The following is a 20462-nucleotide window of genomic DNA, read 5'->3' on the forward strand; positions in this document are numbered from 1 at the left end:
ATTCCCCTTATGAGCACCATCACCCTGCATTCCCGACTGCCGGATGGCCTGGAGCCGGCAGCGGCCGCCTTGTACTGGGAGGCCTTCGGCGAAAAGCTGGGTAAACTGTTGGGGCCGGATGACAAAGCGCGCAGGTTCTTTGCAGACACTGTCAATCCGGACGCGGTGATCGCGGCCACGGATGATGCGGGCAACCTTTTGGGGATTGCGGCCCACAAGGCGGGCAGTCAGGGGTTTTCGACAGCGACAACCACGGACTTGTTTCAACACTATGGGCTGGGGGCACTATGGCGATTGATCCCATTGGCGATGCTAGAACGGGACGCGCCGAAAGACACGCTTCAGATGGACGGCATCTGCGTTGCGGGCGCCGCACGCGGTCAAGGCGTTGGGTCGGCTCTTTTTGACGCAATGTTCACCTTTGCGCGGCACCAAGGCTTCAAACGCGTGACGCTTGATGTGATCGACACGAACCCCCGTGCCAAGGCGCTTTATGAACGGCTTGGCTTCGTCGCAACGGGCAGGGAAATGACCGGGCCATTGCGACCGCTTCTGGGGTTCAACAGCGCCACCAAAATGGTCCTGACCCTTTGCACACGGTAATTTGGGTCTTGCTCTTACGCCCGGTTGAGGATATCCCGCGCGTCACGGTCGGGCTGTAGCGCAGCCTGGTAGCGCACCTGCTTCGGGAGCAGGGGGTCGGAGGTTCGAATCCTCTCAGCCCGACCAAGTCCTTCAATCAATTTGTCTCTCAGGCGAGCCGACGCCCCCATGTCGTCCCCTATCGCCCTGCGCACCGATCAGGCCCGGCAGGTCAATCGCGAAAATGTTGGAAAAGACCAATATGCAGCGACCAGCGGCGGGGACCGAAAACTTTTTTGTTTGTTTTCCCGCAACAGTTCGTAACAACAAGACCCATTGATACCAGTCTGTAATCTGCTGACATTGACAAGCTGCCCGTCGGGGCGCTTGATCAGCGAAGGCGAATTTTACCGGCAGACAGGTTGGATTTATGAAAGGAACAAGATCGCATCGACTGGCATGGTCTATTGTATCGGTTCTGTTCATTGCGGGCGGGCTGTTCGTATCCTTGGCAATCTATGCGTCAAAACTGATCTGGCCGAACCCACAGAATTTCGCGCAAGAATTTGCTTCCGACAAATTAATCGCGGACCACTTGTCTGCTGCCGAACGGCCCAGTCCTATGTCGACCCCAAACAATCCGCCGCTTTCTTCCCATATCCCGGATTTGGTTGCCGCGCTCGACATGCTTGAGATGCCAAATTCCGGTGGCGATCCGCATCCAGCCATTACTTCTCAAGTTTCAGATACGCCGTTGCGCGCACCGACCGCATTGATTGACCCGCACAGTTTTGGGCCGCCCCTGATGCCAGGCAATGACACAGCCGATTTACTCCCTGTCCTCATCGCGCAGGCAACACCGTCTGAGGTGGGGGAACACGCCGAAGATGATGAGGCGGTATCGGTCTTCTCCATGGGGACACCGGTTGCAGACATCCCCGCCGACCCCTCGGACGATCCGTTCGCAGATTTGACTGCGTCAGTGGCCAGTGAATCCGTTCCAGCCATGGATGATGCCGAATATCAACTGGACATGCGGATTGCCGCCTTGGCCCAGCCGATTGACACGCCGATCCCACCTCCGCTTCCGGTTGAGGTATTTGCCTTGGCCAGCAACGCGCCCGAACCTTTGCCCGAGATTGTATTTGTCATGTCTGAACCTGACATTTGGCCACAAAGGGTCGACCAAGCTGCGGTGCAGTCCGTGTCGCAATCGCTGAGCACGCCGGACCTTGCCTCTGTCCCTGCGCCCTCACCCGCTGCGATTGTCCGCCAACAGTCACCGCAAAAATCGCCAACGCCAATGATCGCCCCGACGATACAGTTGGCCGCGGTTTCAGACGATCTGCACCTTCCGCCACCTTCGGCTGTTTCGCTTGAAAACGACGATGATCTGGTCCTTCAGATCGCAAAGGTTCTGGCCGCGGCGCCTCTTCCTTTGCCCGGCGCAGAGGACAGCGTTCGACCACTTTATGCACCAACCGCTTCCCCGCGCCCGCAGCAAAGACAGCGCATCGACCCGACGCCGCCACGTGCCGCAGATCAGATCGCCGAACCGTCACCCCCGTCAACCGTGCCGACAGTTGCCGTGGTCACGCCCGCATCAGCGCCCGTGACCGCGCCGACAAGGTCGGATGACGGGCGCGACCGGATGTCGGTTGTCGGAATATACGACACGGACACAGCCCCATGGGCGCTTCTGGAAACGAGTGACGGGCGCATTATCAAGGCCACCAAAGGCACCAGCTTTTACGGCATGCGGGTGGCCCGCATTCGCGGCAACAAGATCTGGATACGCGACGGCGGTATGGAAAAGGGTTTAACGACAGGTCAGGTTATCGTGCTGGACTAGTGGGTCACATGCCACACTACTCTTCGTTGCGCCGGTAAAAGTCAAACCGCTCGGCCTTGTAAACCAGCGTGTAGTTCTTCATTTCTTCTACAAATCGCGGATCGGCTTTCATGAAGGTCATCCAGGTAAACGGGTTCACCATAAAAATCGTGACGGCCCGATCTGAGACGATCAGATCAGGTTTGTGGTCGAGGATATCATTCAGGTTGTCTGTTCGATTACGCTCCACAATCGCTTGCAGATCTGCACAAAGCTCTGCTTCCTTTGCGCAATCGGTGTTCGCAAGCTTGTTAGTCGCACCGGGATACAGCCAATTGGCAGGATAGCGGCTGACCCAATCAATCCCCAGGCGCAGTGCGACGGGCGCACCGATATCCAATTGCATGGAACCGGCCATCATGCTGTCGATTGGCCCAAATTTCTGAGCAATATAGAGCACTTCGTCAGTTGTCTTGTTACGATACCTTCCACGCTCATACAGCCCGGCCATCAACAGCGCGCTGGCCAGGGATGTCAGGACGACGCCCAACGACAAGGTTCGTGCATTGATCAACCACCATGCACCCGCCAGCAATGAATATATGATGAATGGGACCAGTTGATATCCAAAGCCAGTGCTTTGCACGACGTAGCTGAACAAGGCCGCAGCCGCCGCCAAGGCAAATGTCGTGTCGCCGACATCCTGCCGTTTCGTGAAAACAAGCGGCATCATGATGATCAGACCCAGTATCTTCGGCGGTAACGAAATGACCAAGACACCCCAGAAGGTGTTCTTGTATGCCGCATAGACCTGTCCCGCCATCGGAACGATATCATCCAGGTATTCAGGATGCCAAGCGACGACAAGTGCCACATAGATCACGCCAATCGCGAGCATCAACAGATTGCGGAGATACAGAATGGGTGCAAACGATCGCGTGCGCCACATATCTCGAATCAGAAAAGCAATTGGAAAGACCAGAAAAAATGGCTTTATGCAGATCCCAATCGCGCCGAAAGCGCTGCTGGCCAATGACGGACCTTTCTCTGGGCGAACCAGATACCACATCAACCACGGGGACAGAAACAGCACCAATAGATGTTCGCGCTGCGCGATATTATTTGCTGCGCCTAAAACAAAGACCAATGCCATGAACGCGAAGAACACGGTGCGGCGCAGAGCGCTTATATCAGCAGCACCGCGCAGAATGGCGCCGGACCACAACAAGCTGACGCCATACAGCAGTGCCACAAAGAAGTATTGACCGTTGGCGTCGCTGATCTTCAGGAAATCGGCGATCAGAATGGCCGGAATGGTCAGATAGAAGTTCAGGGGCGGGTTGACCTCGATCAGGTCGACGTAAAGCTGTGCACCACCGAGCATCTTGCGCGTCGCAACAAGGTACCACGCCGTATCGTGATTGGCCGGCCAGTTCCAATAGATGCCGATAAACAAGAACATTCCGCCAAGCGTGATAAAGACCATCTGCCAGGTCGGCAAAAATGGCGTACCACGATGCGAAAATACCCAAAATCTTAACGCCAGAAATGTGGCCAACGGTACCATCAGCGCGACCAACACCATCGCCAGATAGAAGCTGCCTTCTGTGAACGTGCTGATCAGCCAGACAATGAAACTGCTGGCCGCCAAACCGGTCAGCGATACAAAAATGAATCTTGGCAAATGCTGCTTATGGTTTGGTTCAGCGGCGAATGTGAAGTTTGAGTGGCCGAAATACGAGATCAGTACCGAAGCACAAAACCCACTGAAATTGGACCACATTTCCGGCATGGAAAACAGTTTGTGGACGATGGTTGCCACGAGTACATGTGTGATCGTCGCCAATCCGCCGACGCCAATGAAACGAAGCAATTGGGCAAACAAGGGTCAGACCTTCTCAAGCACGGCGCCAAGCGACAGGCCAACCGGAAGAGGTATTCGCCCCAGCACAAACCGTTCTGCCCCGAATATCTGCCGCATCAACCTGTTCAGCCATCTGGGCGGCATACTATCGTCCGGCGCATCGCTTCCCGTGATCTTCTTGATAGCGCGTGCGGTGATGGCAAGCGGGAACAGCAATGTGTTGAAATAACTGCTATAGGTCACTTTCAAGCCCGCTTCTGCCGCGACCTTGGCCAGGCTGGTGCGGGTATAGCGACGATAATGGTGATGCGCTTCATCATGTTTGGACCACAGGAAGGGAAAGGCAGGTACGGTGACAAGCAGCTTGCCGCCGGGGCGCAGGTGGTGTGAAAGCGCGCGCAGCGATGCCACATCAGGCTCGACATGTTCCAGCACATCAAAAAGGCCGATCAGATCGTATTCCTGACCCTCGAACGGCACCTCATCCGGCAATGCCCCAAAGACGAGACCGAGACCCGATTTCCTGATCGCATCCGCGCGGGCGGTGTCATCAAACTCGAATCCATCGACTTTGCCAAATTGCTGAAGCAACGCCAAATTTCCGCCGCTTCCGCACCCGGCTTCCAGTATCCGAGCATCCGCCGGAAGATTGGTGCGACGGCGGATGAGCGTCTCGATCATATCCCGGCGTGCGACAAACCACCAATGATGCGCCTCCAACTCGTTCATACGCTCATAGACATCACGATCCATCTTGTTCCCCCTCGCCGGTGTCCAGCTGGATATATGAACGCACAATATAGAGCGGGCGCTGGCGCACTTCCGTATAGATGCGACCGACATATTCCCCGATAATCCCCAGTGCGAACATGTTCATGCCGCCGAAGGTCAGGATCAGAATGGCGGTCGACGCATAGCCGGGCGTGTCGACCCCGAACAAAAGGGTCCGGAAGAACAGGAAAGCGGAATAGAGCAACGAGGCCACAGCCATCGACAGGCCAACATAGGTCCATATTCTAAGCGGCGTGGTGGACGAGGCAAAAATCCCGTCGAGCGCCAGTTTCCACAGCTTCCAGTATGACCATTGGCTGCCACCCTCGGCGCGAGCGGGTCGATCATATTCGATCTCGGCCGTTTCAAATCCGACCCAACTGAAGATGGCCTTGTTGAAGCGTGACCGCTCTCCCATCGCGCAGATCGCATCCACCACTTCACGGTCCAGAAGGCGGAAATCGCCAACACCGCTGGGAATGGGATGATCGGCCAGCGTGTTGAACAGGCGATAGAACAGGCCCGCGCTGGTGCGCTTGGCCCATGTATCTGCATCACGTCGCGCGCGACGGGCATTGACTACCTTGGCCCCTTGCTGCCAATGCGCGATCATCTGCACGATCACCTCGGGCGGGTCTTGCAGGTCCACATCGATGGGGATCGCGACATCACCGCTTGCATGGTTCAGACCAGCAGACAAGGCGGCCTCTTTGCCGAAATTGCGCGACAAGTTCACCAGGGAAATCTCGGGCCACTCTTCTCGGCAGGTCATGATCGTCCGTTCGGTCGCGTCGCGGCTGCCATCATTGACAAACAGATATTCAATATCGAACGCATTCCGCAGCGAAACCAGCGCATCGGCTGTGCGTTCCAGAAAGACACGAATGCTATTTTCTTCGTTGAAGACAGGAATGATCAACGAGATCAGGGGCCGACCCTTTTGAACCGGGCCGCTGTCATCCAGCAGCATGTCGCGGCTTGATCCTGCCATACAAATTACGCCTCAAATAACTGCCCGCCACCGTGCGAGTGGCAGGCTTATTCTATTGGGGGCAGATTATGACAGCCCGGAGTCACGTGGCAAGCCGCACATCGGATTAAATGCAACTCTGCCCGCAAGCGCGGCGCTGACGCTACGTTTGTAGCGGTCACAGGGGGCCACCAGCCGTCGATTCCTGGACTTTCTCGACAATCGCCTTGGCGGCTGTTTTTTGGTAGTTGGAGCCAGTCAAATTATCGCGGTCGGCACACACCCTGTTCCCCACTCTACGGGCTGACCGTATCAAGTCTTGACCCGGATCACTCTGCTGCGTGCTGCATCGCGGGGGGCAAGGCTGCATCAAGATCAGCCAGGATGTCCTCGATCTCTTCCAGCCCGACGGACAAGCGGATCAACCCGTCCGAGATACCATGCTCGGCGCGTTCCTCGGGCGTATAGGTCGAATGTGTCATCGAGGCTGGGTGCTGGATCAGCGATTCAGCATCGCCCAGAGAGACGGCACGCTGGACCATCGACAACCGGTTCATCACGGCAATTCCGCCGGCAAGTCCTCCTTCGACCTCGAACGCGATCATGGCGCCCGGTTGCGCCATCTGGCCATTGGCGACCGAATGTTGCGGGAAGCTTTCCAGCCCGGGAAAGTGAACGGTGCCAACGGCTGGATGGGCTTCCAGCCAGCGCGCGATCACCATAGCCGACGCACAGTGCCGGTCCATCCGCAGGGCCAAGGTTTTCAGACCGCGCAGGATCAGCATCGCGTTAAACGGGGCCATTACCGCACCGGTCATGTCTTTCATGCCCACAAGACGGATTTCGGTAATCTGCTCCAACGTGCCAACCACCAGTCCGGCCACAACGTCGCCATGGCCGCCCAGATACTTGGTGGCAGAGTGCAGCACGATGTCCGCGCCATGCTCAATCGGTCGGGTCAGGTAAGGTGTGGCATAGGTGTTGTCCACCACCACCGTCGCCCCTGCCCCATGGGCGATGTCCGACACGGCGGCAATATCCACCAGACGCATGTTCGGGTTGGCCGGGGTTTCGAAATACACCACGCGGGTCTTGTCACTGATCACATCACGCAGGTTTTCCGGGTCGCTCATATCCATGGGTAATCATTACGCCCCATTTCGTCAGCCCATGCTGCATGAAGGCGAAGGTGCAGCCGTAAAGCGTCTTGTCCACGATCACCTCGTCGCCCGGCGACAACAGAGTCCACAATGTTGCAGTAATCGCGCCCATGCCAGAGGACAAAGCCAACCCGGCCTCAGCCCCTTCCAACGTCGCGATGCGTTGCTCAAGCAAATCACAGGTCGGGTTCGAGATGCGCGAATATATGTGGCCGGGGCACTCGCCCGCGAACATCTCTCCCCCGTGTTCGGCAGTTTCAAACGCGAAGGTCGAGGTCAGGTGAAGCGGCGGCGTCAGCGCGCCTTGGTTGTCCTGCGGTTCATAGGCGTGATGGATGGCGCGGGTGGCAAAACCGGATGTGGGGGACGAGGTCATGGCAAACTTCCTTTTCGAATCCTGCCCGTAGAATGACGCATCCAGGCTTTCAGAAGATTGCAAAACATGCCACGATAGCCTCACATATTAGCAGATTATGCCAAGGGAGGCGCGCTTGGACCAAAAAGATCGCCAGATCATCCGTGCCTTGCAGCAGAATGGGCGCATGACCAATCAGGATCTGGCCGAGGCCGTGAACCTATCGCCATCCCCCTGCCTGCGGCGCTTGCGCAATCTTGAAACTTCTGGGGCCATTCGGGGTTTTTCCGTGGACGCCGATGCCGCCGCCTATGGCCTTCCGATCACGGTGTTCGTGCGCATCCGGCTGGAGCGTCACAACGCAGAAGACGTGCAGCATTTCGAACGGCGCATCCTGTCAATCGACGAGGTGTTGGAATGCCACGTGCTGACCGGCGCAACCGATTACCAACTGCGTGTGGTCGTGTCCGATCTGGAGGCGTATGAGGATTTCATCCGCAACCGCATCCACCCGATCGGTGGCATTGGATCAATCGACACCAGCTTCGTCTATGGCACAGTCAAGAAAACGGCGGTGTTTCCCCGGCTGGACTAACCCAGCGCTGCACGGTCATGTGGCGTGTCGAAGTCGATTACCGGCCCTTTCGGCACCACACCGCTGGGATTGATGGTCTCATGACTACCATAATAGTGGTTCTTGATATGCGTCATGTTGACCGTCGCTGCGATGCCCGTCTGTTGATACAGGTCGCGCAGATACCCCCACAGGTTCGGATAATCGACGATCCGGCGCAGGTTGCACTTGAAATGACCCACGTAGACAGGATCGAACCGCACGAGCGTCGTGAACAGGCGCCAGTCGGCCTCGGTAATTGTGGTTCCGGTCAGGTATCGCTGCGTGGCCAGCCGTTCTTCAAGACCGTCGAGCGTTTCAAACAGCGGCACGACCGCTTCTTCATACGCGTCCTGCGTGGTCGCGAAACCCGCCTTGTAGACACCGTTGTTGACGGTGTCATAGATCCGGTCATTCAGCGCGTCGATCTCATCGCGCAGCGGCGCGGGATGGAAATCACCACCTTTCGCCCCGACGCCATCGAAGGCCGAGTTGAACATGCGGATGATTTCCGAGCTTTCGTTGGACACGATGGTGCTGGTTTTCTTGTCCCACAGAACCGGCACCGTCACCCGGCCCGAATAATCGGCCTGTGCGGTGGTATAGATCTGGTGCAGGAACTCGGCGCCATTCACCGTGTCTGGCATCGCGCCGTCGACCGGATGAAAGGTCCAGCCATCCTGAGCCATGTGCCAGTGCACAACTGAAATCGGGATCATTTCCTCCAACCCTTTCAGGGCGCGGAAGATCAGCGTCCGATGTGCCCAAGGGCAGGCGAGCGAGACATAGAGGTGATAGCGATCCGGTTCCGCCTTGAACCCGGCTTTGCCGCTGGGGCCGGCCGATCCATCGGGAGTGATCCAGTTGCGAAACTGCGCGTCTTTCCGTTTGAAACGCCCGCCGCTGGATTTCGTATCATACCATTTATCGACCCATTTGCCGTCTTGCAGCAATCCCATGCCATGTTCCTTTGTGTTTGTGGACACATGATAAGTCTTACGCGAACGGCAACAAGGGTGGACCAGACAAAACTGAAAACCCTCAACACATGATGGGGTGGATCAACCCGCCAGAACCCGGCCAAGCGCGGCCTCCGCTTTGGGTTTCACCTCGGCCACGGCATCTCGTTTGACCGGGCCATAGCCGCGCATTTCAAGCGGGGCCGACAGAAAAGCAATCACGTCATCAATATTGTCCTCGGTGATCTTACCAGTCAGTTGCGCAAGGCCGTTTTCATACCAGCCGATCAACGCCACTTCTTCACGGCGCTCGGCGGTATAGCCAAACGGGTCGAACATGGTGCCGCGCAAGCGTTTCAACCGCGCCAGCCGGGTCAAAACCGGTGTCACCCACGGGCCGAAGGCCCGTTTGCGCGGCCGTCCCCGCGCGTCCTTTCCCAAGGGCAGCAGCGGCGGAGCGAAATGGTATTTGACCGAGAAACCGGGTTCAAACTCCTGTTCCAACTGCTGACCGAACCCCATTTGAGTGTGCAACCGTGCAACCTCGTATTCATCCTTATAGGCCATCAATTTGAACAGGCTTTTTGCCGCGATGGTCAACGCTTCGTCCCGCATCCTTTCGGGCAACCGCGCCGCAAACCCGGACAGCGTTTTGCAAAAGCGGTCTGCGTAAGCCGCATCCTGATATCCGGTCAGGAAGTCCGCGCGCACCGCAATCAGATCCTCTGGCGTCTGTCCTTCGGCGGGTTTCGGATCGGTCAAAGCGACCCGATCCGGTACAGCGGCCAATACGCGGCCAAGATCAAAGGCACGGCAGTTTTCGGGTATCTTCACACCATTCAACCGAATGGCCTGTTTCAGCGTGGTTTCCGAGACCGGCACCAACCCCATTTGCCACGCATAACCCAGCATGATGACATTGGCATAAACGGCGTCACCCAAAAGGGTTTCGGCAGCATGGTTGGCATCAAGACCCGACACATTGTCTGACCCGACTGCTGCCCTGACCGCTTGTTCACGCGCGTCGATCCGCAGGCTGGCGTCGCGCGACAGGACAAGATCGCCGGTCGGCATCTCTGCCCGGTTCAGCACAACCTTGCTACCAGCGCGATAATGCACGGACGCCTTGGGCGAGGACGACACGACCATATCGCAGCCAATCACCGCATCGGCCGAACCGGTATCAATCCGCACCTGATGCACTTGATCTGGCGACGCACCCAGCCGGATATAGCTGAGCACCGTGCCAAACTTCTGCGCAAACCCAGTGAAATCCAGCACGCTGGAGCCTTTGCCCTCCAAATGTGCGGCCATGGTGATCAGGGCGCCAACAGTCACGACGCCCGTGCCACCGACGCCCGTGACCAAAAGGTCATAAGGGTCGTCCATGTCCGGTAGCTTCGGCGGCTCCACATCGCCCAGCAACGCCGCCAGATCCAGCCCCGAGGTGTCCCGCTTGCGCCGGTTTGCACCTTCGATGGTCACGAAACTGGGACAGAATCCCTTCAGGCAGGACATATCCTTGTTACAACTGGATTGGTTGATTTTGCGCTTGCGACCAAACTCGGTTTCCAGCGGTTCGACACTCAGACAGTTGCTTTCGACCGAACAATCGCCGCAACCCTCGCAAACCAGTGGGTTGATATAGGGCACGGTTTTAGGGTCTTCCATCGTGCCACGTTTGCGGCGGCGGCGCTTTTCGGTGGCGCAGGCCTGTTCATAGACCAGCACCGTTACACCGGACATGTCACGCAACTCGCGCTGCACCTGATCCATCTCGGACCGATCGTGGAAGGTCACGCCGCCCGGAAACTCGGCGCGGGTGAACTTCCCGATATCATCGGACACAAGTGCGATCCGCTGGACTCCTTCGGCACGGCAGGTCTGAATGATACCCGCCACGCTGACCGGCCCATCCACCGGCTGCCCGCCGGTCATAGCCACCGCATCATTATAGAGGATCTTATAAGTGATGTTCGTGCCCGCCGCGATGGCCTGTCGGATCGCCAGCGAGCCTGAGTGATACCATGTGCCCTCGCCCAAATTTTGGAAGATGTGCTTGCCGCCATTGAAGCGAGACCGGGCGACCCATGGCACGCCCTCGCCCCCCATTTGTGCATAGCCGGTGGTGTTTCGGTCCATCCAGCTTGCCATAACGTGACAGCCGATGCCGGACGCCGCAACGCTGCCATCAGGAACCTTGGTCGAGGTGTTGTGCGGGCAGCCGGAGCAAAAATACGGCGTGCGGGTCGCGGCATCGGTCTTGAGGATGCACGGGGGCTGCGCCGTCAGCGCCTTGGCCCGCGCGGTGAAGTTTTCGCCGGAAAACACCTTGTCCAGACGGGCCGCCACGATAGGGACCAGCATAAGCGGGCTCAGCTCGCCCGTCCATGGGATCAGCGGCTCGCCCTGACTGTCGTATTTGCCCACCATACGGTTGGGTTTGGTGCCGGGCCAATCATAGAAATACTCCTTGAACTGGCTTTCGATAATGCCGCGCTTTTCCTCGACCACCAGCACCTCGGTCTTGCCACGCACAAAGCGCAGCGCATCACGGCGATCCAGCGGCCAGACCATCCCGATCTTGTAGATGTCGATGCCCAGCGCGCGGCATTTGGCCTGGTCCACGCCCAGCAGCCGCAGGACTTCCATCAGGTCCAGATGACCCTTGCCAGTGGTCACGAACCCGAAGGTCGCATCGGCGAGGTCGTAGATGGCTTTGTCAATCGGGTTGGCCTCGACAAAGGCGCGCACAGCGTTGAGCTTGTGACCGATCCGTGTCTCGATCTCGGGGCTGGGAAGATCAGCCAGCCGAACATGCAATCCACCGGGCGGCACCTCGATCTCGGGATACGTGAACTGACGATCCGGCAGCAGATCGACCGATTGACCGGATTCGACCGTTTCAGAAATGGCCTTGAACCCGACCCATGTGCCGCTGAACCGCGACAGCGCGATGCCGTATTCCCCAAAAGCCAGATATTCCGCCACAGAAGCCGGGTTCAGCGTCGGCATGAACCATGACATGAATGCCACGTCGGACTGATGCGGCATGGATGAGGACACACAGCCATGGTCATCCCCCGCCACGACCAGGACCCCGCCCTTCGGGGCCGATCCATAGGCGTTACCGTGTTTCAGCGCATCGCCCGACCGATCCACCCCCGGCCCTTTACCATACCACATGGAAAACACGCCCTCGACCTCGCAATCGGGGTCAAGGCTGGCCTGTTGCGCGCCGAGCACCGCCGTTGCACCAAGGTCTTCGTTTACGGCGGGCAGAAAGGTGATGTTGTGATCTGCCACCCGCTTGTCCTCGCGCCACAACTCAAGGTCCAGCCCGCCAAGGGGCGACCCGCGATAGCCGGATATGAAGCCCGCCGTGTTCAACCCCGCCGCCCGGTCGCGTTGCGCCTGATCCAGCATGATGCGCACCAACGCCTGCGTGCCGGTCAGAAAGACACGGCCCGTTTTGCGGGCGTAGCGATCTGCAAGTTGATAGGTTGAAAAGTCGGGGTCTTGGCGGGTCATGGCTGGCTCCACAGATTCCAGGTCAATATATTTCATCCCGCGTGGTGTTTTATACCTTTCAGCACCGGCTATAATGCGATAATTGGTAAGATTAACCGAAGGCAGGCAGCTATAATGATATTTTTACCATGAAGCTGGACAGCAAAGACCGTCGTATTCTGGATATGCTGCAACGCGACAGCACAATCTCGAACGCAGAGCTTGCCAATGCCGTGGGGATGTCAACCTCGGCCTGCTGGCGCAAGGTGCGTGCCTTGGAGGACGCGAAGATCATCGAACGCTACGGTGCCTATCTTAACCCCGCCAAGGCTGGGCTAAGTTTTCAGGCGATTGTGCACGTGCAACTGACCCGCCATGACCCCGACAAGGTCGAGGATTTCATTCAGGCGGTGAACCGTCGCCCGGATGTGGTGGAATGCTTCGCCACCACGGGTCAGGCGGATTATCATCTTCGGGTGCTGTGTCGTGATCTGGTGGCCTTTAACGCGTTTCTGGAGGGGTTCCTGTTCAAACAGACTGCGGTGGAAAGCGCGCAGACCAATGTGGTGCTGCGCGATATCAAGAAACACTCACCCATTCCGGTGTGACCCAAGGGTCAGGCCGCCCTGACACCGGACACCGTGCGCCAACCCAGAAGCAAAATGCCAAGCGTCGCCACCCCGATCACCGACCAGTTCTGCGATGGCCAATTGGCGGCAATCACGCCAGACAAGGCCCAGATGATCGCAGCGGGATAGGCCCAGGCATCCGGTCGCAGCGCCTGCACGGAAAGCGCGGCGATCAGCACGACGACCAACATCACCAAGGCTGCGGTCTGATGGGATAAAATCTCGTAACCGCCCAGCACCACCCCGGTGCCCACGCCCGTCGCGGCGGTCAACCAACCGGCATAAAGCGCCACGGGCCGCAACTGCCACCACGGATCTTGGTTGCCCGCACGCAGCATCGACAAAATGGCAGTCACAGCCATCACGAATATCATCACCGTCGCCCAGACCGGCGAGGCATTGGCCGCCGCGATCCAGAAACAGCCCAACAGCAAGCTGATCGCCAGTGGGCGGCGCATCCGCTGCCAGTCCCTTTCCTGTGGCGCTTTCCAAAGGCCCCAAGCCGCCCCGACAATCAGCCACAGATAGATCAGCCCCCAGATCCCGAAGGCCCAGCCCGCGGGCTGCACGGGCCAAAAGGTTTCGACGCTGGGAAACTGGTCGGGCGAATACCCGGCGAAATTGCTGCTGAACCACGGGGACGCCGCGAAAAGGACCGACAAAAGCAAAACGGCGATGGCCAAATAGGGGACTTGACGGGACATGAGATACTTTCTGTTTTGGCTGTTCTTCTGTGCTGATCAACGCAAATATCAGGGATTCGTTCCTTCAACCGGGCGCATTGTGGCGATCAGTTCAGCCACTTTCAGTCCATATTTACGCATCTCGGACTTGTTGATGATAACGCCATCCTTGGTCAGATACAGCCAGTCGGTGGCGCTGAGCGTGTGGCTGCCAGCCTCGGGTGGCAGAACAATCTTGTATCTGATCGACACGGTTGACCCGGACACAACGCCCTTCGCCTGACCTACGATGTCATCGGCGGTGGCGGTGAACCTGTTGCCTTCGCCCAGTTTCAAAAACCACTTCCGGTTCTGGGTGCGACCATTGGAATAGGTGAACGTCTCGGTCAATGTGCCCGTATCGCCGTCCCATTCCCCAACCATTTGGGCAACGAAGCTGTTGGACATCTTTCCGGTGGGTCCAAAGATCATCCCCTCGGACGTAAATGTGCCGGACAGATGCTCTTTCAACGAAAAAGCGGGGCTGGTTCCGGTATAGTCGTCCGGGCTTTGGGCGCGGAAGCTGAGCAGGACGGTCTTGGCAAACGTGGCAACCAGGATCAGAAGCAAAAATGCGGTTAAAAGTTTCATTGGGGTCCGTCCTCTGTTGGAAGCGCCAGCACAAGGCCGAAAGCGCAGAGTTTCAGGATGCTGGGCACAATGGCATAGGAGATATTGAGCGTGGTCAGGGCGCCCTCGCTGTTGGCCTGCCCGGGCTGGAAGCCTTGGCTTTCAAGCAGCGGCAAGACGGCAAATGCCGCCAGCGCCAACCCCAGCTTTCCTGCAAATGACCAGATGCCAAATGCGGCCGACGCGTTCAGCCCCGCTTTCGTCAACACGACGGAAAACATGGCGGGCAGAACCACCATATCCGCGCCCAATGCCGCACCCGATGCCACGCAGATAAGCGCAAATCCCATAAGGCTGCCAGGGGCAAGAAACGCGGCCCCGATGAAGCCAAGGATCGCAAGCGGCATGGAAATGACCAGTGTCATTTTGGGGCCCACCCGACGGCTGAGCCGCGTCCAAATCGGCACGCTCAGCCCGGCGCTCAGGAAAAACAGGATCAACAATGGGCCCGCCTTGCCGGGCAATTGCAGCCGGTCTTCGACGAAGAACAGAAACAAGGTGGATGTCACCGCGACGGGCAGACTGTTGATCAATGCCAGCACCAGAAGGCGCAAGGCCCCGGCACCGATCAAACCGGAAAAGGACAGCCCTTCGCCCATGACCGGCGTGCGCCGCCAGATCGGAAAGCTGACCAACGCGACGGTCACGGCAACCACGCCCAAGAACCATCCAAAGGCGGGATAGCCCTGCCCGCTCGCCCCCAGGCCCATAAACATCGCCGGTGCGATGGCGGCAACGATGACGCCCGCCAGCATCCCGGCTTCACGAAACCCGGCAAGGGTCATCAAGTCATCCGCATTCGTTGATTTCGCAAGCGTCGCACTGCGGCCATACAGCAGGATCATTCCCAGACTATAGGCCGAAAACAGAAAGATCAGAATCGCCAACAACCTGATCGCAACAGCCCCACCCGGTTCGAGTGAGAACAGGATGGGAAATCCGACGGCCAGCCCGGCGGCGGCCAGCATCGCAAACAGCGGCTGCGCCTTTGGCCAGTGGTCAATCGCCCACCCCAGCACAGGATCCTGCACCAGATCGACCAGCCGGATGAACAGCAAGATCACCCCGATCACACCCAGTTCAACACCCAGATTGACCGACGCAAACCGCGGCAAATGGATATACAGCGGAATGCCAGCCGCGGCCAGCATCAGGGCATAAAGGCTGACGCGCGGATAGACCATCTAGCCCCCCGTCAGCCTTCGTGTGAACGATCTAGAACGCGTGTTATCACCCACAAATATCCCCATGAAGCGGGTTTTGATTTGCGGATAAGCCAATGTGCAGCTGCGTTGTCCATTGCGCCAGAACCCGATTTTGTCGGCCCCGTCAGAGATGGCCAGATAACGATCGCCTTTGGTCACAGCGTCGAAACAGCCGCTCAACTGCACCTCAAGCGGCAATGCCCCGCCGGTGCGTTTGAATTCGCGCATCGTGGCTTCGACCAGATCATATTGCGTCAGATCGCGCAGATAGGTCAGTTCGATCCCAAAATCCTGCCTCCAATCCAGCGCCGCACCACCAACAGTGAAAAGACGGGCTTGATACAGGGGCAGGCCAAGAAAGCGGAGCGTCGCCGTGCCGCGCACTTCTGCCCCCGGAAGAGCAGCGGCGGCAACATTGCTCTGCGCCAAAGCGGGTGTCGCGGCCATACTGGTCAGCGTCAGAAGAACGTTAAGCGCGTGCATGGGCCAGTTCCACCTGCACGACGTTGGTGTGTCCGATAGCGAAGGACGCGGCGCATATCTCTAGATAGTATTGCCAGTTGCGCAGGAACGTTTCGCCATAACCCATTTCGGCGATCTTGCGCTTCTGCGCGGTGAATCGTTCAGCCCAGATGCGGCAGGTCTTGGCGTAATCATGACCAAAGGCGAAGTTGTCCTGCACCTGCAAACCCGCCTGGCGCGCTTGGTCGTCGATCACGCTGTCCGACAACAGCATCCCGCCGGGGAAGACATACTGTCGGATATAGTCAGACGAAGCTTTATAGGTTTCAAAGAAGCTGTCCTTGACCGTAATCGCCTGCAATAAAACGCGTCCGCCTTCCGCAAGATTATCCTTAAGGACCGAGAAATAGCTCGGCCAGTATCGCGCACCCACGGCCTCGATCATTTCGATCGAGACGATATTGTCGTATTTGCCGTTGATGTCGCGATAGTCGCGCAGTTGAATATCAGCCCGCCCATCCAAACGGCATTCCGCATAGCTGTGCTGGTTGCGCGAGATCGTGACACCAGTCACATCGCGCCCTTGATGGGTTGCATGTTCTGCAAACCCGCCCCAGCCACAGCCGATTTCCAACACGCGTTCTCCGCCACCCAGCCGGGACAGGGCGCGCGCGTTTTTGCGCGTCTGCGCATCACTCAGGTCATCACTTCCATTGGCAAACAGGCCCGAGGAATAGGTCATGCCCTCGTCCAGCCATAGCTGATAAAACTCGTTGCCGACATCATAGTGCGACCGGATGTTCTTGCGCGACCCGCGACGGGAATTGGCGCGCAACATCGTATCGACCAGACGAAACTTTGCCCTGTTGAACACGCTGGCCTGATCATAGCTGCCAAGGTAATCCCGATTGCGCATGGCAACCGACATCAGTGTTTCAATTGACGGGGTGTCCCACATGCCCTGCACATAGGTTTCACCCAAACCGACCTGCCCATGCGCAGCCATGGCCGACACAGCGGCCCAATCATTGATCTGCATTTCTGCTGCCGGGCCTGTGGAGCCAAAGTGGTAGGTCGCTCCCTCTGGCGTGTGCAGGGTCAACTGCCCGTCGCGCAGTCGCTCACAGGTGGACAGGAACTCCGACTTCAGGGCTTTGTTCGTCAAATACAATGTCCGATCCTTTCACTAAGTGGTCTTGGTTGATCATCCGCACGATCCGCATCGCGCTGGCGATGCCGTCCTCATGAAACCCGTGCCGGTGATAAGCGCCGGCAAACCATGTACGGTTCATACCCTGCATCGCACGCAACTCTTGCTGCGCGCGCAGGGCAGCGTTGTCGAAGACAGGGTGGGCAAACTCTACCTCGTCATAAATTTTGTCCGCCGCTATGGGAGTAGAGGGATTCAGCGTGACGAAAAGCGGATCATCATCGGGGATGTTTTGCAGCTTGTTCATCCAATAGGTGACGCCAATCGCTCCGTCCTGGGACCGATAGGCCCAACTGGACCACGCCGCACGCCGCTTCGGCATCTGGCCATCGTCGCAATGCAACACTGCCTTGTTCGGTTGATATCGGATGCGGCCCAGTGCGCTGGCTTCAAGTTCGGTCGCGCCATCGCCCAGCATCGCAAGTGCCTGATCGGAGTGGCAGGCAAGGATGATGTCATCATAACCCTTATCCTGGGCCTCGGCGGTTCGCACTGTGACACCGTATGGCATCCGCGCGACGCGGATGACTGGGGCACCAAGACGAATATCGACCTCACGCGTCCGCAGCGCAGCCTCCAGCCGGTTCACATATTCGATGCTGCCGCCTTTGACGGTCCACCATTGGTGCTCGCCCAACCCCGCCAGAAGCGCGTGGTTGCGGAAGAACTGCACAAGCGACCGGGCTGGAAACTGATCAACCTCCTTCAGGGGCGTCGACCAGATCGCACCACACATCGGCATCAGATAATTGTTGCGAAACCACTCTCCAAGGCCCAACTCGTCCACCAACTCGGCGATGGTCTTGTCGTCGTCGTTCGCGGCTGCCTCGGCATGTTTTCCGAACCGCAGGATATCCGCGATCATCTTGTAGAACTGGGGGCGCAGAAGGTTGCGTTTTTGCGCCGTAATACATTTCAGATTACTCAAACCATATTCCAACCAGCCATCGTCGATGCTCGCCCCAAAACTCATCTCGCTTTTGATAACCGGCACATCCAGTTCTCGAAACAGACGCGTGAGATTAGGGTAGGTGACGTAATTGAACACAATGAAACCGGTATCGACTGGCTGATCGCCATGCTTGCCCGCCATGACCGTGCGGGCGTGCCCACCCAGACGGGGTGCAGCCTCATAGATCGTCACGTCATGGTGCGGTGACAGGTAATAGGCCGCGGACAGGCCGGAAATACCTCCGCCGACAATCGCAATCTTCCTACGCGGGCCGAGCTGTTGATCAAGCATTGATGCCTCTTTTTTCCAAACCACATGAATGGATTACGGAGCGTGGAACGACTTGGATCAGTAAGAACGACAGAAATAGTGCTTAACATGATTAAGCCGTTCAGTTTTTTTGTGCCGCCAAGACAATAATCGTGATCCAGAAGCAAAGATGGTGCGTAATCGAAACAAATGGTCGAACATGTCCAAGCCCACACGCTGCACGCAAGACGTGGCAAGCTGAAGAACGCCTTCACTTACGGCGTTGATTATGTGTTGTGTGATCTGGAAAAGGACCAAGCGCCAACCCTGCTCTCGCGCAATCACTTCAACCTCTGGTCGCTGTGGGACAAACACCATGGCGGCCCGCGCGGCGATGGGCGCGGTGTGGCATGGTTTCGCGACGAATTGAGCGCGCGCGGTTTGCCAGACGATGGTCTGGACCTGTGCCTGCTGACACAACCCAGCTTTCTTGGTTTTCACTTCAACCCGGTCAGTTTCTGGATCGCCACCAAGAACGGCACCCCCCGCGCATTCATCGCCGAGGTGAACAACACTTTCGGGCACCGTCACTGCTATTTCTGCGCCCATGATGATTTCCGGCCCATCGAAAAGCGTGATGCGATCTTTGCCGAGAAGCTGATGCACGTATCCCCCTTCCAGAAGGTCGAAGGCCAGTATCGGTTTAACTTTGGCATGACCGAGGGGCAATTCGACATCCGTATTCTGTATGAAAACGGGGATGACGGTGTATTGGCCACGCTGGCCGGCGACCGGAGGCCAGCCACCAACCGATCGCTGGCTTGGGCTGCTGTGCGTCGCCCTTTTGGCGCGCTGCGCGTTGTGGCACTGATCTATTGGCAGGCCTTGATCCTGTATCTCAAGTGCGCTCCCTTCCTGCGCAAACCCGCCCCGCCCGAGCCTCTGATCTCTGACAGCAAGACGTATCGAGGCACCGAGTGATGATTGATTTCAAGGGTAAAACCTATTGGTTGATCGGCGCGAGCGAAGGTCTTGGCCGCGCATTGGCGCATGATCTGGACACGGACGGGGCCAGGCTGGTGTTGTCCGCGCGCAGCCAAGATCGCCTGCAACAGCTGGCCGATGAGTTGACCGACGCCCGTGTTGTTCCGATCGACGTGACGGACGCGAAAATGGTGCAGAGCGCGGTCGAACAGGTCGGTGAGGTTGATGGCGTTGTCTATATTGCAGGCGCTTATGACCCGATGCGCGCCACCGAATGGGACAGCAAATCTGCGATGATGATGTGCAACGTCAACTTCATCGGCGCGATGCATGTGCTGGGGCATATGGTGCCTGCGCTGGTCGCGAAAGGACGGGGGGACATCACCCTGATCGGATCGCTGGCAGGCTATCGCGGCCTGCCAGCGTCCATCGGATACAGCGCCAGCAAAGCCGCCCTTGTCAGCCTGGCCGAGACCTTGCGGTTTGATCTGAAAGACACCGGCGTCGTGGTCAGGGTCGTCAATCCGGGTTTCATCGAGACCCGCCTGACGCAGAAGAACACGTTCAAGATGCCGATGCTGATGACGCCCGAGGAAGCTGCGAAACATGTGCTGAAAGCAATGCGGACAACGCGGTTCCGCACCGATTTCCCAGCCCCTTTTTCCTGGGGCATTCGTCTGTTGGAGTATCTTCCCGACCTCGTCGTCTATCGCGGGAAATAGTTGCGCGCCACATCGGCCTGACCAAGAAGGTAGTGCCGCCCAAACCGGGTAACATTTTCGTCGGTAACGTGTTTTTTTGAGG

The 20462-nt window shown here is 57.9% G+C and carries 17 protein-coding genes, 1 tRNA gene and 1 pseudogene; 7 read left to right on the plus strand and 12 right to left on the minus strand.

Going from position 1 to position 20462, the window contains the following annotated elements:
• Window positions 1-9 precede the first annotated feature (9 nt).
• From BMY55_RS14060 to BMY55_RS14070, 3 genes are all read left to right on the plus strand, one after another.
• On the plus strand, window positions 10-603 hold the full coding sequence (locus BMY55_RS14060; RefSeq protein WP_091431556.1) for a GNAT family N-acetyltransferase: 594 nt from the start codon (window positions 10-12) through the stop codon (window positions 601-603).
• 49 nt (window positions 604-652) lie between these two features.
• A tRNA-Pro gene (locus BMY55_RS14065) sits at window positions 653-729 on the plus strand.
• A 283-nt stretch (window positions 730-1012) separates the two neighbouring features.
• A complete protein-coding gene (locus tag BMY55_RS14070; RefSeq protein ID WP_091431558.1) occupies window positions 1013-2434 on the plus strand; it encodes a hypothetical protein in 1422 nt (473 codons plus the stop codon).
• 16 nt (window positions 2435-2450) lie between these two features.
• Here the strand turns inward: BMY55_RS14070 and BMY55_RS14075 are convergent, their stop codons facing one another.
• The 4 genes and pseudogenes from BMY55_RS14075 to BMY55_RS14090 all read right to left on the minus strand — a co-directional run bounded on the left by BMY55_RS14075 (window position 2451) and on the right by BMY55_RS14090 (window position 7554).
• Window positions 2451-4286: a GtrA family protein gene (locus BMY55_RS14075; RefSeq protein WP_218142245.1), complete on the minus strand. Its 1836-nt coding sequence runs from the start codon at window positions 4284-4286 to the stop codon at window positions 2451-2453.
• Window positions 4287-4301: 15 nt separating this feature from the next.
• Window positions 4302-5030, minus strand: coding sequence for a class I SAM-dependent methyltransferase (locus BMY55_RS14080; protein WP_091431562.1), 729 nt, complete (start codon window positions 5028-5030; stop codon window positions 4302-4304).
• Window positions 5020-6039, minus strand: a complete 1020-nt coding sequence (locus BMY55_RS14085; RefSeq protein ID WP_218142246.1) for a glycosyltransferase family 2 protein — start codon at window positions 6037-6039, stop codon at window positions 5020-5022. The genes BMY55_RS14080 and BMY55_RS14085 overlap by 11 nt, the downstream gene beginning before the upstream one ends.
• Window positions 6040-6347: 308 nt before the next feature.
• Window positions 6348-7554: pseudogene (locus BMY55_RS14090) on the minus strand (methionine gamma-lyase).
• Between the two features lie 115 nt (window positions 7555-7669).
• Here BMY55_RS14090 and BMY55_RS14095 point away from each other — a divergent pair.
• Window positions 7670-8128, plus strand: a complete 459-nt coding sequence (locus BMY55_RS14095; RefSeq protein ID WP_091432658.1) for an Lrp/AsnC family transcriptional regulator — start codon at window positions 7670-7672, stop codon at window positions 8126-8128.
• Here the strand turns inward: BMY55_RS14095 and BMY55_RS14100 are convergent.
• Both BMY55_RS14100 and BMY55_RS14105 read right to left on the minus strand, forming a co-directional pair.
• Entirely contained in the window at window positions 8125-9105 is a 981-nt protein-coding gene (locus tag BMY55_RS14100; protein ID WP_091431563.1) for a glutathione S-transferase family protein, read from the minus strand. The genes BMY55_RS14095 and BMY55_RS14100 overlap by 4 nt on opposite strands.
• Window positions 9106-9207: 102 nt before the next feature.
• On the minus strand, window positions 9208-12636 hold the full coding sequence (locus BMY55_RS14105) for an indolepyruvate ferredoxin oxidoreductase family protein (RefSeq protein ID WP_091432661.1): 3429 nt from the start codon (window positions 12634-12636) through the stop codon (window positions 9208-9210).
• A 128-nt stretch (window positions 12637-12764) separates the two neighbouring features.
• Here BMY55_RS14105 and BMY55_RS14110 point away from each other — a divergent pair, with 128 nt between their 5' ends.
• A complete protein-coding gene (locus BMY55_RS14110; protein WP_091431565.1) occupies window positions 12765-13223 on the plus strand; it encodes an Lrp/AsnC family transcriptional regulator in 459 nt (152 codons plus the stop codon).
• Window positions 13224-13231: 8 nt separating this feature from the next.
• Here BMY55_RS14110 and BMY55_RS14115 read toward each other — a convergent pair whose 3' ends face one another.
• Genes BMY55_RS14115 through BMY55_RS14140 form a run of 6 tightly spaced genes read right to left on the minus strand, consistent with a single transcriptional unit; the run spans window position 13232 to window position 18716 of the window.
• The gene (locus BMY55_RS14115; RefSeq protein WP_091431567.1) at window positions 13232-13948 is read right to left on the minus strand and encodes a tryptophan-rich sensory protein; all 717 of its coding nucleotides are present in this window, start codon (window positions 13946-13948) and stop codon (window positions 13232-13234) included.
• Window positions 13949-13996: 48 nt separating this feature from the next.
• Entirely contained in the window at window positions 13997-14557 is a 561-nt protein-coding gene (locus tag BMY55_RS14120; RefSeq protein WP_091431569.1) for a DUF3833 domain-containing protein, read from the minus strand.
• On the minus strand, window positions 14554-15780 hold the full coding sequence (locus BMY55_RS14125) for an MFS transporter (protein ID WP_091431570.1): 1227 nt from the start codon (window positions 15778-15780) through the stop codon (window positions 14554-14556). Before BMY55_RS14125 ends, BMY55_RS14120 begins: the two co-directional genes overlap by 4 nt.
• Window positions 15781-16284: a hypothetical protein gene (locus BMY55_RS14130; RefSeq protein ID WP_091431572.1), complete on the minus strand. Its 504-nt coding sequence runs from the start codon at window positions 16282-16284 to the stop codon at window positions 15781-15783.
• On the minus strand, window positions 16271-17434 hold the full coding sequence (locus tag BMY55_RS14135) for an SAM-dependent methyltransferase (protein ID WP_091431573.1): 1164 nt from the start codon (window positions 17432-17434) through the stop codon (window positions 16271-16273). Before BMY55_RS14135 ends, BMY55_RS14130 begins: the two co-directional genes overlap by 14 nt.
• Entirely contained in the window at window positions 17385-18716 is a 1332-nt protein-coding gene (locus BMY55_RS14140; protein ID WP_091431575.1) for an NAD(P)/FAD-dependent oxidoreductase, read from the minus strand. Before BMY55_RS14140 ends, BMY55_RS14135 begins: the two co-directional genes overlap by 50 nt.
• 168 nt (window positions 18717-18884) lie before the next feature.
• Between BMY55_RS14140 and BMY55_RS14145 the strand changes: the two genes are divergently transcribed.
• Window positions 18885-19655, plus strand: a complete 771-nt coding sequence (locus BMY55_RS14145) for a DUF1365 domain-containing protein (protein ID WP_091431576.1) — start codon at window positions 18885-18887, stop codon at window positions 19653-19655.
• Window positions 19655-20380 carry an SDR family NAD(P)-dependent oxidoreductase gene (locus BMY55_RS14150; RefSeq protein WP_091431578.1) on the plus strand — a complete coding sequence of 242 codons (726 nt, stop codon included), beginning with the start codon at window positions 19655-19657 and terminating at the stop codon, window positions 20378-20380. The genes BMY55_RS14145 and BMY55_RS14150 overlap by 1 nt, the downstream gene beginning before the upstream one ends.
• Window positions 20381-20462: the final 82 nt, after the last annotated feature.

The sequence above is a fragment of the Aliiroseovarius sediminilitoris genome (assembly GCF_900109955.1).
Taxonomy (GTDB): domain Bacteria; phylum Pseudomonadota; class Alphaproteobacteria; order Rhodobacterales; family Rhodobacteraceae; genus Aliiroseovarius; species Aliiroseovarius sediminilitoris.

Bases quoted from the DNA above. Each gene is read 5' to 3' on its own strand.
- BMY55_RS14140 (WP_091431575.1), bottom strand. From the start codon at position 18,716: ATGCTTGATCAACAGCTCGGCCCGCGTAGGAAGATTGCGATTGTCGGC.
- BMY55_RS14150 (WP_091431578.1), top strand. From the start codon at position 19,655: ATGATTGATTTCAAGGGTAAAACCTATTGGTTGATCGGCGCGAGCGAA.
- BMY55_RS14080 (WP_091431562.1), bottom strand. From the start codon at position 5,030: ATGGATCGTGATGTCTATGAGCGTATGAACGAGTTGGAGGCGCATCAT.
- BMY55_RS14070 (WP_091431558.1), top strand. From the start codon at position 1,013: ATGAAAGGAACAAGATCGCATCGACTGGCATGGTCTATTGTATCGGTT.
- BMY55_RS14115 (WP_091431567.1), bottom strand. From the start codon at position 13,948: ATGTCCCGTCAAGTCCCCTATTTGGCCATCGCCGTTTTGCTTTTGTCG.
- BMY55_RS14120 (WP_091431569.1), bottom strand. From the start codon at position 14,557: ATGAAACTTTTAACCGCATTTTTGCTTCTGATCCTGGTTGCCACGTTT.
- BMY55_RS14100 (WP_091431563.1), bottom strand. From the start codon at position 9,105: ATGGGATTGCTGCAAGACGGCAAATGGGTCGATAAATGGTATGATACG.
- BMY55_RS14110 (WP_091431565.1), top strand. From the start codon at position 12,765: ATGAAGCTGGACAGCAAAGACCGTCGTATTCTGGATATGCTGCAACGC.
- BMY55_RS14085 (WP_218142246.1), bottom strand. From the start codon at position 6,039: ATGGCAGGATCAAGCCGCGACATGCTGCTGGATGACAGCGGCCCGGTT.
- BMY55_RS14145 (WP_091431576.1), top strand. From the start codon at position 18,885: ATGGTCGAACATGTCCAAGCCCACACGCTGCACGCAAGACGTGGCAAG.
- BMY55_RS14060 (WP_091431556.1), top strand. From the start codon at position 10: ATGAGCACCATCACCCTGCATTCCCGACTGCCGGATGGCCTGGAGCCG.
- BMY55_RS14130 (WP_091431572.1), bottom strand. From the start codon at position 16,284: ATGCACGCGCTTAACGTTCTTCTGACGCTGACCAGTATGGCCGCGACA.
- BMY55_RS14125 (WP_091431570.1), bottom strand. From the start codon at position 15,780: ATGGTCTATCCGCGCGTCAGCCTTTATGCCCTGATGCTGGCCGCGGCT.
- BMY55_RS14105 (WP_091432661.1), bottom strand. From the start codon at position 12,636: ATGACCCGCCAAGACCCCGACTTTTCAACCTATCAACTTGCAGATCGC.